The sequence below is a fragment of the Polaribacter sp. 11A2H genome (assembly GCF_011379025.1).
Lineage (GTDB): Bacteria > Bacteroidota > Bacteroidia > Flavobacteriales > Flavobacteriaceae > Polaribacter.
The window spans coordinates 90,340-106,264 of record NZ_WTLD01000007.1 but is presented as its reverse complement, the minus strand read 5'-3'; the positions used below and the strand labels follow the sequence as shown (position 1 = coordinate 106,264).

15 protein-coding genes are annotated in these 15,925 nt (G+C 29.8%); 9 read left to right on the top strand and 6 right to left on the bottom strand.

Translation table 11 applies throughout. From position 1 onward, the window contains the following. Positions 1 to 240: 240 nt before the first annotated feature. The gene (gene rho / locus GQS58_RS10800) at positions 241 to 1,950 is read right to left on the bottom strand and encodes a transcription termination factor Rho (protein ID WP_166385725.1); all 1,710 of its coding nucleotides are present in this window, start codon (positions 1,948 to 1,950) and stop codon (positions 241 to 243) included. Between the two features lie 198 nt (positions 1,951 to 2,148). Between rho and GQS58_RS10795 the strand changes: the two genes are divergently transcribed. From GQS58_RS10795 to GQS58_RS10780, 4 genes are all read left to right on the top strand, one after another. Next, the gene (locus GQS58_RS10795; protein ID WP_166385723.1) at positions 2,149 to 2,580 is read left to right on the top strand and encodes a DUF4293 domain-containing protein; all 432 of its coding nucleotides are present in this window, start codon (positions 2,149 to 2,151) and stop codon (positions 2,578 to 2,580) included. Positions 2,581 to 2,868: 288 nt separating this feature from the next. Continuing rightward, complete coding sequence (locus GQS58_RS10790; RefSeq protein WP_166385721.1) at positions 2,869 to 3,534, top strand: response regulator transcription factor; 666 nt, start codon at positions 2,869 to 2,871, stop codon at positions 3,532 to 3,534. Positions 3,535 to 3,707: 173 nt separating this feature from the next. Continuing rightward, entirely contained in the window at positions 3,708 to 4,403 is a 696-nt protein-coding gene (locus GQS58_RS10785) for a hypothetical protein (protein WP_166385718.1), read from the top strand. Positions 4,404 to 4,409: 6 nt separating this feature from the next. After that, on the top strand, positions 4,410 to 6,215 hold the full coding sequence (locus tag GQS58_RS10780) for a sensor histidine kinase (RefSeq protein ID WP_166385716.1): 1,806 nt from the start codon (positions 4,410 to 4,412) through the stop codon (positions 6,213 to 6,215). Here GQS58_RS10780 and GQS58_RS10775 read toward each other — a convergent pair. Next, positions 6,202 to 6,699 (bottom strand): metallophosphoesterase family protein, encoded by a 498-nt coding sequence (locus tag GQS58_RS10775; RefSeq protein WP_166385714.1) that lies wholly within the window; start codon positions 6,697 to 6,699, stop codon positions 6,202 to 6,204. The two genes, GQS58_RS10780 and GQS58_RS10775, sit on opposite strands and share 14 nt — an antisense overlap. A gap of 100 nt (positions 6,700 to 6,799) precedes the next feature. Between GQS58_RS10775 and truA the strand changes: the two genes are divergently transcribed. Genes truA through GQS58_RS10760 form a run of 3 tightly spaced genes read left to right on the top strand, consistent with a single transcriptional unit; the run spans position 6,800 to position 9,777 of the window. After that, the gene (gene truA, locus GQS58_RS10770; RefSeq protein WP_166385712.1) at positions 6,800 to 7,525 is read left to right on the top strand and encodes a tRNA pseudouridine(38-40) synthase TruA; all 726 of its coding nucleotides are present in this window, start codon (positions 6,800 to 6,802) and stop codon (positions 7,523 to 7,525) included. A 3-nt stretch (positions 7,526 to 7,528) separates the two neighbouring features. Then, positions 7,529 to 9,295, top strand: a complete 1,767-nt coding sequence (locus GQS58_RS10765; RefSeq protein ID WP_166385710.1) for an ABC transporter ATP-binding protein — start codon at positions 7,529 to 7,531, stop codon at positions 9,293 to 9,295. A gap of 53 nt (positions 9,296 to 9,348) precedes the next feature. Next, the gene (locus tag GQS58_RS10760; protein WP_166385708.1) at positions 9,349 to 9,777 is read left to right on the top strand and encodes a hypothetical protein; all 429 of its coding nucleotides are present in this window, start codon (positions 9,349 to 9,351) and stop codon (positions 9,775 to 9,777) included. 77 nt (positions 9,778 to 9,854) lie between these two features. Here GQS58_RS10760 and cdaA read toward each other — a convergent pair whose 3' ends face one another. The 3 genes from cdaA to GQS58_RS10745 all read right to left on the bottom strand — a co-directional run bounded on the left by cdaA (position 9,855) and on the right by GQS58_RS10745 (position 12,412). Beyond that, positions 9,855 to 10,631, bottom strand: coding sequence for a diadenylate cyclase CdaA (gene cdaA, locus GQS58_RS10755; RefSeq protein WP_166385706.1), 777 nt, complete (start codon positions 10,629 to 10,631; stop codon positions 9,855 to 9,857). A 377-nt stretch (positions 10,632 to 11,008) separates the two neighbouring features. After that, positions 11,009 to 11,830: a dihydropteroate synthase gene (gene folP, locus GQS58_RS10750; RefSeq protein ID WP_166385704.1), complete on the bottom strand. Its 822-nt coding sequence runs from the start codon at positions 11,828 to 11,830 to the stop codon at positions 11,009 to 11,011. After that, positions 11,831 to 12,412 (bottom strand): TIGR00730 family Rossman fold protein, encoded by a 582-nt coding sequence (locus tag GQS58_RS10745; protein ID WP_166385702.1) that lies wholly within the window; start codon positions 12,410 to 12,412, stop codon positions 11,831 to 11,833. Positions 12,413 to 12,500: 88 nt separating this feature from the next. Between GQS58_RS10745 and GQS58_RS10740 the strand changes: the two genes are divergently transcribed. Together GQS58_RS10740 and GQS58_RS10735 are read left to right on the top strand one after the other, a co-directional pair. Next, positions 12,501 to 13,034: a DUF1599 domain-containing protein gene (locus GQS58_RS10740; RefSeq protein ID WP_166385700.1), complete on the top strand. Its 534-nt coding sequence runs from the start codon at positions 12,501 to 12,503 to the stop codon at positions 13,032 to 13,034. 126 nt (positions 13,035 to 13,160) lie between these two features. After that, positions 13,161 to 14,123, top strand: coding sequence for a DoxX family protein (locus GQS58_RS10735; RefSeq protein ID WP_166385698.1), 963 nt, complete (start codon positions 13,161 to 13,163; stop codon positions 14,121 to 14,123). 209 nt (positions 14,124 to 14,332) lie between these two features. Here GQS58_RS10735 and GQS58_RS10730 read toward each other — a convergent pair whose 3' ends face one another. Next, the gene (locus GQS58_RS10730; RefSeq protein ID WP_166385697.1) at positions 14,333 to 15,634 is read right to left on the bottom strand and encodes a voltage-gated chloride channel family protein; all 1,302 of its coding nucleotides are present in this window, start codon (positions 15,632 to 15,634) and stop codon (positions 14,333 to 14,335) included. Positions 15,635 to 15,925: the final 291 nt, after the last annotated feature.

Here is a 15,925-nt window from a genome sequence, read left to right as displayed (position 1 = left end):
GTAAAAGAGTATTTAGATAGTCCTCCTTTTATTTAACTAATAGAAAGGGCAACTAAGTTTAGCTTTGATTGAAGCATTTGTTTAAGCTCTTTATTATTCTTTTTCTGAATAATAAAAGCGAGTGCCTTTCAACTACTCTCAATATAAACTCCAAGTAGGAAATAGCTTCAAAATAAAAACCTTCTCGATTGCTCAAAAAGGTTTTGTAAAAAGTATTATTTAAAAGTATAAATGTTATTTCTAACCATTCATAGAGATTAAAAACTCATCATTATTTTTAGAGAATTTAATTTTATCATTGATAAATTCCATTGCTTCAATAGGGTTCATATCTGCAAGATATTTACGTAAAACCCACATTCTTTGCACAGTTTTAGCGTCTAATAATAAATCGTCTCGTCTTGTAGAAGATTTAATTAAATCGATAGCAGGATAAATACGTCTATTAGAAATATTTCTATCTAATTGAAGTTCCATGTTACCTGTTCCTTTAAATTCTTCGAAAATTACTTCGTCCATTTTAGAACCAGTTTCTGTAAGTGCCGTTGCAATAATAGTTAAAGAACCTCCATTTTCTATGTTTCTAGCTGCACCAAAGAAACGTTTTGGTTTGTGTAAAGCATTTGCATCGATACCACCAGAAAGTATTTTACCAGATGCTGGTGCAACGGTGTTGTAAGCTCTTGCCAAACGTGTAATAGAATCTAAAAGAATAACAACATCATGCCCACATTCTACCAAGCGTTTTGCTTTTTCTAAAACAATATTGGCCACTTTTACGTGTTTGTCTGCAGGTTCATCAAAAGTAGATGCAACAACTTCTCCACGTACATTACGTTTCATGTCTGTAACCTCTTCCGGACGCTCATCTATCAATAAAACAATTTGATAAACTTCTGGGTGATTTGCTGCAATTGCATTTGCCACATCCTTTAATAACATGGTTTTACCCGTTTTAGGTTGTGCTACAATCATACCTCTTTGTCCTTTTCCTAAAGGAGAAAATAAATCGATAATTCTTGTTGATAAAGAACTTCCTTTTTCTGCTAAATTGAATTTTTCTTGAGGAAATAACGGAGTTAAGTGTTCAAAAGAAACTCTGTCTCTAACTAAGTTAGGGTTTAAACCGTTTATTTTGGACACTCTAATTAATGGAAAATATTTTTCACCTTCTTTTGGTGGGCGTACATTACCTCTAACAGTATCTCCTGTTTTTAATCCAAATAATTTAATTTGAGATTGAGAAACATAAATATCATCTGGAGATGATAGGTAGTTGTAGTCAGAAGAACGTAAGAAACCATAACCATCTGGCATCATTTCTAAGACACCTTCACTTTCAATAATTCCATCAAATTCAAAATCTGGATCTTTATAACGATTTGTAGATTTATTACCGTTACTTCTATTAGAGTTGTTTTTGTCTCTAGTTTGGTTAGGGTTTTTCTTTGGTAGATTTGTTTTTGGCTGAGGCTTATTTGGTTGTGTTTTATTTTGAGTATTTGCAGGTTTTTGCTCCTGTTTATCTACTTTTTTAACAACTCTTTCTTTATTAACCTTTGGTTTCGTTTCTGTCTCTGCTTCAACTTCTTTTAGTACAACTTCTTTCTTAACCGGTTTTCTAGGGTTAGGTTTACGTTGTACTGGTTTTTCTTGTTTTACCTTTTCTTCTGGTATTTCTAAAGTAGTTTGTTCTGCTTCAGTTTCGTTCGTTGCTGTTACAGAATCAGTGACCTTAGAAACTCTTTTTCTTTTAGGTTTCTCTGTTTTTGGTTTTACTTCAGTAACAGGAGAAGATGAAGTATCTACAGGGTTTGCTGCTTGTGTGTCTAATATTTGATACACTAAATCTAGTTTTTTAAGTTGACTCGTCTTAGATAGACCAATAGATTTTGCAATTACCTGTAAATCAGCAAGTGTTTTTGCTTTTAGTTCTGAGATTTCGAACATTCGTTATATGTTAAGTTAAATTGTAAACCTTATTTTAGATAAGATTAATTATAATTTTTTTAGAGTTTATATATTGTATATAGTACTACACAATATTTAATAGGTGGTTCTTAATATTACAAATATATACAAAATTTTTAAGTTTTAGGTTTTCTTTTTAAAAAATAAAGTTCTACTTTTGTAGTCTTATTTTTTAATATGATTCAAAGAATACAGAGTATATACTTATTATTAGCAACCGCAGTTTCTGGTGGGTTAATATTTGTATTTGATATTTGGAGTAGTATTAAAGAAGAAATTTTTGCTTTGGACTTATTTTCTAGAGATTCTATGCTTTTAAAAGTAATTCCTTTGTTATATTTGCTTTCCGCAATTGTATCTTTTGCAACTATTTTTTTGTTTAAAAATAGAAAGCTACAATTTGTAGTAGGGCGTTTAGTAATTTTGATCAATCTTTTTTTATTAGGATTATTGATTTATGTATCTCTAACTTTACCTGGAGAAGTTTCGATTTCGGAGAAAGGTATTGGGATGTTCTTACCAATTTTAGTTATTTTGCTTATTGTTTTGGCAAATAAAGCTATTAAAAAGGATGAAGATCTTGTGAAATCTGTAGATAGATTGCGATAAACCTTACATATTAGTATATTTAGTGCGAAAAAAAACCGAGAATTTATTTCTCGGTTTTTTGTTTTCTACATCTTTCTAAAATATAAATCTAATTTGAATGTTTAATTTGTATTTTTATTAACTTAAATAATAGAATCTTACGTAATTTAACTCCTTGTTAATCAATTAAATAAAAATTATGTCTCACTGTTTTCAGTGAGAGGCCTCACCGAAAACAGTGAGATGTAAATTTCACTGAAAATGGGTATTGTAGGTTTTTAAACTGTACTCTAAATTTGTAATATAATAATGAAAGAAAAAATATACGTTCACGTAGCAGATGATCACAAAATTTTAATTGAAGGTATCATCGCTGTAATAAATACTGATAAAGAGATTGAAATTAAAGGATATTCTTTAACAGGGCAAGAGGTAATTGATTGGTTTGATGATAAAGAAAACTCGGCAGATGTTTTAATATTAGATATTACAATGCCTGTTTTAGATGGGTTTGAGGTGTTAAAACACTTTAGAAAAAGAAAAATAGACCAAAAAGTTATTGTTTTATCTAGTTATGATGATCTTAAAATTGTTCAAGAAGTTTTGTCCCTTGGCTGTAATGGCTATATCTCTAAAAATAATGCTGGAGAACATATTGTAAATGCTATAAAAGCGGTTGCAAACGGCGAGCAATATTTTAGTGATGATATTCAGAAAATGTTATTAAAATCTTTATCCGGTCAAATGGTTCCTAAAGGAGACATGCCAGACAAATACTTGTTAGAAAGTTTAACGGAAAGAGAATTAGATGTTTTAAAATTAATTACAAAAGAGTATAGTACTATTGAGATGGCAGATTTAATGCATCTTAGTAGAAATACTATAGAAACATATAGAAAAAGTTTGTTAAAAAAATTAAAAGTAAAAAATGCAGTAGGCTTGGCAATGTATGCAGTAAAAAACAATATAGTATAGTTCTTATACCCCTAAAAAAGTAACGATTAAACTTTGATTTATTTATAAATCGATCCCCTAAAAAGTTTAATAGTTAGCCCTAAGAACACTAATTGTTGCATGCATTCTAGCTTACTATAAATATGAATAGTTAACCCTAATTAAATATAAAATTAATTACAACTCTCTCCCTTATGAAAAAAATTAACTTATTTGCAGCATTAGTTTCGTTAACATTTGTTTTAACTTCTTGCTCATTCAATGAAACAGTATTGCCAGAAGAACAATCTACCGATTTGTTAAAAACGCATACAATTAAAAGAGATATTAACGGAGCATATTCTTTAGATTATAGCTTAAATGGAAATGTAGAAACAGAAAACGTTGTTGATGAGGCTACTAATACAAATTATATCTATTTATACACATCAGAAAATAGTCTTAGTAATAAGGTTACTCAAGATTTTACTATTGATGGAAACCAACTTAAAATTGGTTTTGTAGATACTAATTCTAGTAAGAACCCACAAATTACTATTAAAGATCAAGATGCTACATTTGCTAGAACAGAAAATGAAGATATGTTATCTGAGTACAGTATTTCTGGAAACGAAGACGGAACTTATACTTTAAACTTTAGTGTAAGAAGTACAGTGAAAGTAGATTTTGTTTTTAATGAAGAATTAAAAATATATGAAGTTCATTTAGAAGAAGGAAAGTCTGAACAATCAGTTTTTTCTAAAACCTTTGAAAAAATAGAAGGTGAAACTCTAAAAATTGATTTCGTAAAATATGTTATTGATAATAATACTTCTGCTAGATCTAATAGTGAAGATGAAAAAGAATATAAGTACGTAAAAGAAAGAAGACCAGAAGTAATTATAATATAATAAGTATTGAATTTTAAAGATAAAATATTTTTGTTTTTGTTTTTGGTGATTGTTTTTAAAACATTACCAAATAGAAAAGAAGCTGTATCTAATACAGCTTCTTTTTATATGCAATTAAATGATAGTACCTTAATTGAAAAATTACAGGATATTAATAAAGTTTATGAAGAAAAAAAATTTGACTTAGCTTTAAAAGAGGCATTTGTTTTATTAGATAGCTCTAGAAATAATAATAGAGAAATTTTTTATAAAACAAATTATCTAATAGGTAGCATTTTCTATGAAACTCTAAGTTTTAAAGATGGGATTAAATATTTTAGGGCTAATGTGAATGGTTTGTTAAAAGATTCGTTATTATTAGATACTAATAAGTTTAATTTTGATTCAAATCAACTATTACTTCAAAACTACCTACGCTTAGGCAGTTCTTATCACAAACTTAAAGAAAGAGAATTTTTACAAAAGTATAGAGATAGTACTTTATATTACTACAATAAAGTAATAGATTTTAATGATTTAGATAATAGTTCTTTAGAGGCTAAAGCTAAAACTTATAGTAACTTATCTGCTTTTTATATAAATGATTCTTTGTATGATTTGGCAGAAAAATATGTAAATTTATCAATAAGTATTCATAAATCTAATAACGATAAACTTAATCAAGCTGCAGGTTTAGGTAACTTAGCGAGTATTTACCTAATTAAAGAAGACTTTAACCTGGCAAAAAAAATATATTTAGAAGGTTTAGACTTAATTAAGAATGATAATAGTGCAAAAGCGATAAGGTTTAAAGCAAGTTTATATGCTAATTTATCTTGGGCTATGTACAAGTTAAAAGATTACAAAGCGTATGAGTTTCAAGAAATATCTTATGATATAAAAGATGAGTTAAGGGATACTGAAATTAGAGGAATTGTAAAAACAATTAATGCTGAATATGATGTTGATACTGCTAAAAAATTAGTTTTAAAAGAAGAGGAAAATAAACGCCTAAAAAATCAAAGAACATTTGGGTCACTTGGTATAGGTGGCTTAATTATAATTATAACATTATTATATGCCTTAAACTTTTATAAACTTCGCCAAAAAAATTTAAGCTTACAGTTATCGCAAACCCAATTGGTACAACTTCAAAATTTAGAAAAAATAAAATCAGATTCTCAAGTAAGAATTTTAAATGCGACAATAGATGGTAAAGAGTCAGAGAGAAAACAAATTGCAGAAACATTACACGATAGTGTAAGTGCGCTTTTATCATCTGCAAACCTTCATTTACAAGCTACAAGAGGTCTTTTTAAAGGAGAAACCCCTGTAGAAATAGACAAGACGCAAAAGATTATTAAGGAAGCATCTCAAACTATAAGAGATTTATCTCATACTTTGGTTTCGTCTGTATTGTTAAAATTTGGTTTAAAATATGCCATAAAAGATATGGCGGATAAATACTCTAATTCTCAAATTAAGATTGATACCAGAATAGGTGAAACAAGGAGGTACGAACAAAATTTTGAAATAAAAGCATATAATATTATTCAAGAATTTATTAATAATATTTTAAAACATAGTAAGGCGGAAACGGCAATGATTAAGTTAGATGAAGCAGATGGAAAGTTATATTTAAGAATTTCTGATGACGGTATTGGGTTTGATAAAAAGAAGGTAATAAGTAAAGAAGGACTCGGTTTAAATCAGATTGATGCAAGAATACAAATGATGCAAGGAGAATTTAATATAGATACTTCACTTAAAAATGGTACTGTTGTTAAAGTTGTTTTGCCAATTTTAGAAAAAATAAAAACTAACCTCGCTTAGCCAATTCTATAATTTCCATATCTTTTACTTCTCCATTTTCTAGAGTAAAACGCAACATGGTCCTTACTTTATGAAAACCATGATTTCCTGCTGCACCAGGGTTTAGGTGTAATAAATTTAATTTTTTATCATATTGTACTTTTAAAATATGAGAATGCCCCGAGATAAAAATTTTTGGAGGATTCACTTTTATTTCTTCACGAATTCTTAGATCATATCTATTGGGGTAACCACCAATATGTGTAATCCAAACAGTTACATTTTCAACTTCAAATTTTGTGTCTAATGGAAATTCAGATCTAGCATCAGCTCCATCAATATTTCCAAAAACAGCACGTAAAGGTTTCAATTTTTTTATAGTATCGGTAACTTCTAAATTTCCAATATCTCCTGCATGCCAAACTTCATCTGCCTGTTTTACAAATTTTAATATTTGAGCATCAATAAAGCTATGAGTATCAGATAATAATAAGATTTTCTTCATAAAAAGAAATAGTTAGAAAAGTTTAACGTCTCTATTAGCTTCAAATGTAATCATAACAAAATAAATTCCGTAATTTTGATGACTACAAAAACAGACTTTCTTGAGGTATTTTATAGAACTTTCTTATAACGGAAAAAATTATCATGGTTGGCAAATTCAACCAGATGTAATTTCTGTACAAGAAAAATTAAACAAAGCGGTTAGTACTATATTTCAAGAAAAAATTGAAGTTGTAGGAGCAGGTAGAACAGATACCGGAGTGCATGCTTCGCAAATGTTTGCTCATTTTGATATAGAAAAAACATTAAAAGGAGATATTCCGCACAAGTTAAACTCATTACTTCCTATGGATATTGTGGTTTATAATGTGTTTGCCGTTGATCATGAAAAACATGCACGTTTTGGAGCACTAAGCAGAAGTTATGAATATAAAATATGGATGGGTAGAAACCCTTTTTTATTAGATTTTTCGTGGCAAATACATTCACAAGAATTAAATATAGATTTAATGAATGAGGCTGCAAAATTATTGTTAGAATATACAGATTTTCAGACTTTTTCTAAAGTGAAGACAGATGTGTATACCTATAATTGTAATGTTACAGAAGCTGTTTGGAAACAAAATGGAAAGGAGTTGGTGTTTTATATAACAGCAAATCGGTTTTTAAGAAATATGGTAAGAGCCATTGTAGGTACTTTAGTTGATGTTGGTTTAGAAAAAATATCAAAAGAAGATTTTAGAAAAATTATTGAAAGTAAAAATAGAAGCAACGCAGGGTTATCAGTTCCTGCAAAAGGATTGTTTTTAACAAATATAAAATATTAAGTTTTGGCAGGTAAAACAGGAAATGCATTTGATTTACAAATCTTTTTAAGATTAATGTCTTTTGCAAAACGTTATAAGTTAAATTTTTTTATTGCTGTTTTTTCTACTGTATTATTATCGCTTGTAGCGCTATTAAATCCTTATTTAATAAAAGAAACGGTAGATAAATACATTACAGAAAAAGACGCACAAGGGCTAGTAAATAATATAATTTTAATGCTTGTAGTTGTACTTGTAGAAGTGTTGCTACGTTTTACATTTATTTATTTTGCAAATTGGGTTGGTCAGCATATAATTAGAGATATTAGAGCAAAAACATTTAGGCACATTTTACAGTTTAAAATGTCTTATTTCGATAAAAATTCTGTTGGTAAATTAGTTACTAGAGTGGTTTCAGATATAGAAACTATTGCAGCCTTTTTTAGTAGTGGTGTTTTTACAATAGTAAGTGATATTTTACAAATGTTTGCTGTAGCTGTTTTAATGTTTTATTTTAATTGGAAACTAGCCTTAATAGCGCTAGCCGTTTTGCCTATTTTAATTTATGCTACGAGAATTTTTCAGAAAGCCATAAAAGCTACCTTTCAAGAGGTAAGAAATCAAGTTGCAAATCTAAACGGATTTGTACAAGAGCGAGTTACCGGAATGAAGATTGTGCAGCTTTTTAATAGAGAAAAAATAGAATATAAGAATTTTAATGATATTAATAATAAACACAAAGAAGCGTACGTAAAAACCATTTGGTACTTTTCTATTTTCTTTCCTATTGCAGAAATTTTATCATCTATTGGTATTGGTTTAATTGTTTGGTTTGGAAGTAAACAAATTATTGGAGGTGCTGTTCCTGGTCCTGGTACGGTGATGGCTTTTGTGCAAATGGCACAAATGTTATTTAGACCTTTACGCCAAATTGCAGATAAATTTAACCAGTTACAGATGGGAATTGTTTCTGGAGAACGTGTTTTTAAGGTTTTAGATACCCACAGTAGTATTGTTAAGAACGGAACTATTACAGCTAGAAATTTAAAAGGAGATATCAATTTAAAAGATGTTAGATTTAGCTATATTGAAGGAGAAGAAGTTTTAAAAGGAATTTCTTTGGATGTAAAAAGAGGACAAACGGTAGCTATTGTTGGCGCAACAGGTGCAGGGAAATCTACCATAATCAACTTAATAAACCGTTTTTATGAAATAGATAGTGGTACTATTTGTGTTGATGATGTTTCTATAGATCAATACACTTTAGATAGTTTAAGAAGCCAAGTTGCTATAGTTTTACAAGATGTCTTTTTGTTTTCAGATTCAATTTTTAATAATATTACATTAAAAGATAAAAATATCACTTTAGAAGAAGTGGAGAAAGCAGCAAAACAAATTGGAATTCATGACTTTATTATGACACTTCCAGGAGGTTATCAATACAATGTAAAAGAGCGTGGTGCTATGTTATCTTCTGGACAGAGACAATTAATTGCTTTTTTAAGGGCTTATGTAAGCAAGCCAAGTATTTTAATTTTAGATGAAGCTACTTCTTCTGTAGATTCTTATGCAGAACAAATGATTCAATATGCAACTGAAACCATTACAAAAGGTAGAACCTCAATTGTAATTGCACATCGATTAGCAACCATAAAACAAGCAGATAAAATTATTGTTATGGATAAGGGTTTAATTGTGGAAGAAGGAACTCATAATGAGTTGTTAGAGAGAGAGAAAGGGTATTATAAAAACCTGTACGACAAGCAATTTAGCATACAAAATGCTTCTTAAAATCATTTTTTTTGATTTACATTTGTAATACTAATAATACAAATCAAAAAAAAATGAAAAAAATCGTTGTATCAATTTTCGTAATAGGAGCATTAGTATTCTCTTCTTGTAAATCTGAAAAGAAAGATGTAAAAGAAGTAGTTGTAGAAACCGAAACGGTTGCTAATGAAGAGTTAGAGTTAATTGAGGAGGAAGAAATTGAACAAGAAGTTAGTAAAGAGTTAACTTCTGCAGTAGAAGGAGTTACAATTCCTAGTTTTTCTAATGAAGCTGTAACACAGAATCTATTAGGTTATGCGCAATATGCTAAAAATTATATAGAAGCTAAGGGTGATTTTGTGAAAATTAGAGGTATGGCTTCTAAGGGAGCTTCTTTACTAAAAGAAGGAAAAGAATTAACTTCTGGGTTAGATAAAAGTGAAGTAGAAAAATACAAAAGTGTTTTAGCAGCTATTCAATCTAAGATGGCAGCAGCTAACTAGAAAATAATCATTATAAATGAAAAAAGGTTCTCAATTTTGAGAACCTTTTTTTATGTTTTTTTTTATGTTTAATAAGCTTACATTAAATCTTTTTTCAGCTTTTCATCCAGTTCAGTAAAATCAGCATACAACTCAAATCCACCATCTTTTATGTAAGAAATTTCTCCGGTTTCTTCTGAGACTAATAAGCAAACGGCATCTGTTTTTTCTGAAACTCCTATTGCTGCTCTATGTCTTAATCCAAATCTAGACGGGATTTTAGTACTGTCAGAAACGGGTAAAATAACTCTTGTTGCCACAATATAATTGTCTCTAATAATTAAAGCTCCATCATGTAAAGGACTATTTTTATAGAATACACTTTCTAAAATAGCCACATTTACCAAAGCATTCATGCTATCTCCTGTGTTTATTAAAAAATCTAAAGCATTGGTACGTTCAATAACAATTAGAGCACCGGTTTTAGTTTTAGCCATGTTTTTGCATGCATCTAAAATTGTTTCTGTATCAATCTCTGTACCTATTTCTGTATGTAAAAATTTCAGTTGTTTTAAAAAACTTCGTTTATTGGTAAAGTTTGTGGTACCAATCATTAATAAGAATTTTCGTATTTCTTGCTGAAAAACAATGATCAATGCAATAACTCCACCGGAAAGTAAATAACCTAAAATACCACTCAGCATTTCCATTTTTAAGGCTTGTGTAATTTTCCAAATTAAGAAAATAAACGCAATTCCAATTACAATATTAATAGCAACTGTACCTTTTAATAGCTTGTAAATGTAATAGAGTAGTGTGGCAACTAATACAATGTCTAAAGCATCTAATAAAGAAAATTCAATAAAATCGAACATGAAAATTGACTGATTTTAGGCTAAATTACTAATAAATTTGTTGCCAGCAATATCAATTATTAAATTCTGCACCAGAGAATAAGATTTGATGTTTTTTATGATTAACTTAATTTTACTATTATGAGTTTTCTCAATCGCTGAAAAAGCTTATTTCGGAATGACAAGCTAATTTAATTTAGGCTATTAGTACGCAAACAGGTTTAGCCCTGATTGAAACGGTATCCTTTTTTACTGTTAGTTCGAGTGGTTTTTCTGACGAAGGAAGAAAAATTGTATCGAGAACTAGCCGTAAAAAAGATATAGTGGAAAGCAGGAAATAGCTTCTAAAAAAAAGATTCTTAATAATTATAAGATTGCTTCGTACCTCGCAATGACGATTATTTAACCTGATTTACAATTTTTACAGCTTCTACAGCTTCTTTAACATCGTGAACACGTAAAATATTCGCGCCATTTAAAAGGGCAATAGTATTTGCAGAAGTAGTTGCATTTAAAGCTTCTTGGGCAGAAATATCCAACGTTTTATACAACATAGATTTACGCGAAATTCCGGCTAAAATGGGTGCGTTTAAACTTTTAAAAAGTGATAAATTTTTAAGAATTTCAAAATTATGAACATTTGTTTTTCCAAAACCGAAACCAACATCTATAATAATATCGTTTAATTTAAGTTGATGTAATTTGTGAATTTGTTCTGCAAAAAAGGAAATAATTTCTTGCGTTACATTATTATAAATAGGATTTTTCTGCATGTTTTGCGGCGTACCTAACATATGCATTAAAATATAAGGAACTTGCAGATTGGCAACGGTTGCAAACATATTAGTATCCATTTTTCCGCCAGAAATATCGTTTACAATTGCTGCACCCGCATTTATGGTTTCTTGGGCAACTTTACTTCTAAAAGTATCTACAGAAATAATAATTTCAGGAAAATTCTGAACTAATAAATTAATTACCGGAACAATTCTTTGCAGTTCTTCTTCTTCAGAAATATGTTTAGCGCCTGGTCTAGAAGAATAGGCACCAACATCTATAAAAGTGGCACCATCTAAAAGCATTTTTTCTGTTTGAGAAAGAATATCGGTTTCGTTTTTATATTTACCGCCGTCAAAGAAAGAATCTGGTGTAATATTTAAAATCCCCATCACTTTTGGTGATGTTAAATCGACTAAAGTACCTTTGCAATTTATGGTCATTTAACTAACTACTTTATTAATTACGTGTGTGATTTTTGGTGCTTTGTAAGCGTTCATTTTTTGCATTAAATCTTCTACAGAAGTGCCAACGATTAACATATCTCTATTGGTCTGTTTTAAGAAACCTTCTGCTATCATTTTGTCTAATTGTACTAAAACAGCATCGAAAAATCCATTAATATTTAAAAGTCCGACTGGTTTTTGTTCAATATATAATTGGCCTAAAGTAAGCGCTTCAAACAATTCATCTAAAGTACCAAAACCTCCAGGAAGTGTAATATAGCCGTCTACTAATTGGCTCATTATTACCTTACGTTCGCTCATGGTTTTGCAAACAATCATTTCTTCTACACCAGCATGTACAACTTCTTCCTTTTCTAATAATTGGGGTATTACTCCAATAACTTCGCCATTATGAGCAAGAATTGTATCGGCAATTGCGCCCATCATTCCTATTTTTCCGCCACCATAGACCAAACCAATTTTGTTCTTTGCAAAATGATTTCCTAACTCTATTGCAGCTTCTTTATAAATAGGATTAAAACCTAGACTTGCACCACAAAAAACAACAACTTTTTTCAACTTTATGAGTTTTAAAATTCTTTTGTAAAATTAATGAAATGCCTATAGGATTTAGTATTTTTGAGCAAATACTTTTTAACAAGAGAAAATGCAAGATACATCTAAACAATACGATGCTGTAATTGAAGAATGCAGAAGTTTATTTATAAAAAAAATGAGTGATTATGGTTCTGCGTGGCGAATTTTACGTTTACCATCTTTAACCGATCAGATTTTTATTAAGGCACAAAGAATTCGTCAATTACAAGAAAACGAGGTTAGAAAAGTTGATGAAGGAGAAAAATCTGAGTTTATTGGAATCATCAATTATTCTATAATGGCGTTAATTCAGTTAGAAAATGGTGTTGTTGCAAACCCAGATTTGAATACGGAAGAAGCAACTGTTTTGTATGATAAACATGCTAAAATTACCAAAGAATTAATGATGAATAAAAATCATGATTATGGTGAAGCTTGGAGAGATATGCGTGTTTCTAGCTTAACAGATTTGATTTTACAGAAATTATTACGCGTGAAACAAATTGAAGATAATAAAGGGAAAACCTTAGTTTCTGAAGGAATTGATGCGAACTATCAAGACATGATTAATTACGCAATTTTTGCAATGATTCATTTGGGGTAAAAATAGTTGCAAAGTTTCAAAGCTTAAAAGTAACAGAGTCTTAGTCATTGCGAGTAACGAAGCAATCTGTATTTAAGAATAGGAATAAAAAAAATAGTTTTTAAAGAAAAGTTTAAATTAGAATAAATGAAAATATTAGTACAATTATCAAGAATATTAGTCGGAGCCTTATTTATTTTTTCTGGCTTTGTGAAATTGGTAGACCCAATTGGTTCTCAATATAAGTTTCAAGAATATTTTTCTGCGGATGTTTTAAACATGGAATTTTTAATTCCGTTTGCATTACCGTTTGCAGTTTTACTTATTGTTGCAGAAATATTATTAGGAGTGATGATTTTAATAGGTTACAAACCAAAGTTTACGGTTTTTAGTTTGTTTCTATTAACTCTTATCTTCTTGTTTTTAACTTGGTACTCTGCTTACTATAATAAAGTTACCGATTGTGGTTGTTTTGGAGATGCTGTGAAATTATCTACTTGGGGAACTTTCTATAAAAACGTTATTTTAATTGCATTGATAATTATTTTATTGGTAAAAGTAAAACTGATTCAACCTATTTTTGGAGGTAAAATACCAAAGATGATTACGTTTTTATCGTTAGGTGTTTTCTTGTTTATTGTACAACATGTATTAACACATTTACCAATCATCGATTTTAGAGCATACGCAATTGGTAAGAGTATTCCAGAAGGAATGGTTTTTCCTAAAGATGGTAGCATACCGCCAGTGCATGATTTTATGTTAGAAGATGAACAAGCAGATTTAGCACCAGAATTATTAAAGAAGGAAAAAGTAATGTTGGTAATTGTCTATAATTTAGATAAAGCTGATGAAAATGGTTTTCCGGCAATTAAAGATATTGCTACAAAAGCGAAAGCAAAAGGATATACAGTTTATGGAGTTTCGGCTTCTTTTTCTGATGATTTAATTCTTGCAAAAGAAAAGTATGACTTGCCTTTCGACTTTTTATTCTGTGACGAAACAACACTAAAAACCATTATTAGAGGAAATCCTGGAGTTGTTATTTTAGATAAAGGAACTGTTGTAGAAAAGAAAAATTGGGTAGATGTTGATGAGATAGAATTGTAATCTATTTTACAAATAACTATCAATATTTAGAATGTTTAAAGGTTAATGTCGAGGTGATTAAAGTGTTAGAAACAAATCAGAACCTGATAAAACATAGTTTTTTATAAGCGTAAAAATTATTTTGACTACCACATAGACACATAGAAAATATATTACTATGTGACTATGTGGTATATTTTATACCGTTGACTTTAATTCTTCTAAGTAAATTATTTTCTACTTCTATTATTTTCAATTTCAGTAAGTGTTAATCCTTTTTCAATTTTAGAAAATAAGTGTTTTGGACTTCCAATAACTTGAGCAGTATAAATCCCCGTATGCCCAGAAAATAAATAAGAAGTTATACAAGCCAAGGCAATAAAAACACCAGATTCAACACCAAATAATTCAATTCCCATAATAGTACAGGCAATTGGCGTATTTGTAGCTCCTGCAAAAACAGCAACAAATCCCATACCTGCTAATAACCCCATTGGCAAAGGAATAAACCATACTAAAGCATTCCCTAAAGTTGCACCAATGTAAAATAAAGGTGTTACTTCCCCTCCTTTAAATCCAGCTCCCAAAGTAAAAGAAGTGAATAGAATTTTTAAGATAAAATCATAAGAATTTAAATCGATATTAAAAGCATCTACAATTGTTGGTACACCAAGTCCTATATATTTTGTAGTTCCCATAAGATATACAATTACGGCTATAACGATACCACCAATTACCGGACGAAGTGGTGCATATTTAACTTGTTTTTTAAAAAATACTCCCCAAAAGTGCGTAGATTTAGAAAATAGCATACTTGCCAATCCAAAAATAATACCTGCTAACAAAGCCCATAAAATACTCGCAGGCGTTAATGCAGTAATGGTAGAAATAGTGTAATGTGTGTGATGAGAAATTTGCCAAACATTGCAAAAATAGGTTGCAAAAACAGCGGCAAGAAAACTCGGTATTATTGCATCAAACTTTATACGACCGATTACCATTACTTCAAGTGCAAAAATAGCACCAGCTAAAGGCGTTCCAAAAACAGAAGCAAAACCTGCGCTAATACCAGCAATCAATATAATTTTTCGATCTAAATTATTTAATTTAAAAATTTTTGTAAACTGATCTGCAATAGCGCCACCAACTTGTACGGCAGTTCCCTCACGTCCTGCAGATCCTCCAAACAAATGCGTAAGAATAGTACCTAAAAAGACCAAAGGAGCCATTTTAAAAGGAATTACTTTTTTAGGGTTGTGGAACTCTTCTAGTAATAAATTGTTCCCCTTTACAACACTTTCTCCATAATAATGATACGATAAACCAATTACAAAACCTGCAATAGGTAACAACCAAATAATCCATTGGTTTGCTTCTCTATAATTTGTTGCCCATTCTAAAGTCCATAGAAAAACGGCAGAAGTACTACCTGTTAATGCGCCAATAAGTAAGCAAATAAAAGTCCATTTTAATAGAAAAACGAAAGAGAAACTTTGTTGAAATTGAAGAAAAAACTTTTTAATTTTATCCATGTGTTTTAAACCTCTGTATATAAAAGGAGTTTTAAATTCTTTCCTTTTGGCAAAAATAAACAAATAATAACTAATAAATCTTCAATTATAGATTGTTGGCAAGTAGGTTGCGTTAGGGGGTGAAGTGGAAATCCTTTTTTTGAGGTACGAATAAAAAGATTGTAGCCTTTCGACTTCGCTCAAGATAAACTCCAAACCCGACCTTTAGGTAACGCCCAAATAAAATGAATGATGAAGGATGAATTGTTGATGTTGTAATTTTAGATTATATTGTAACTTGTTTTAAAATAT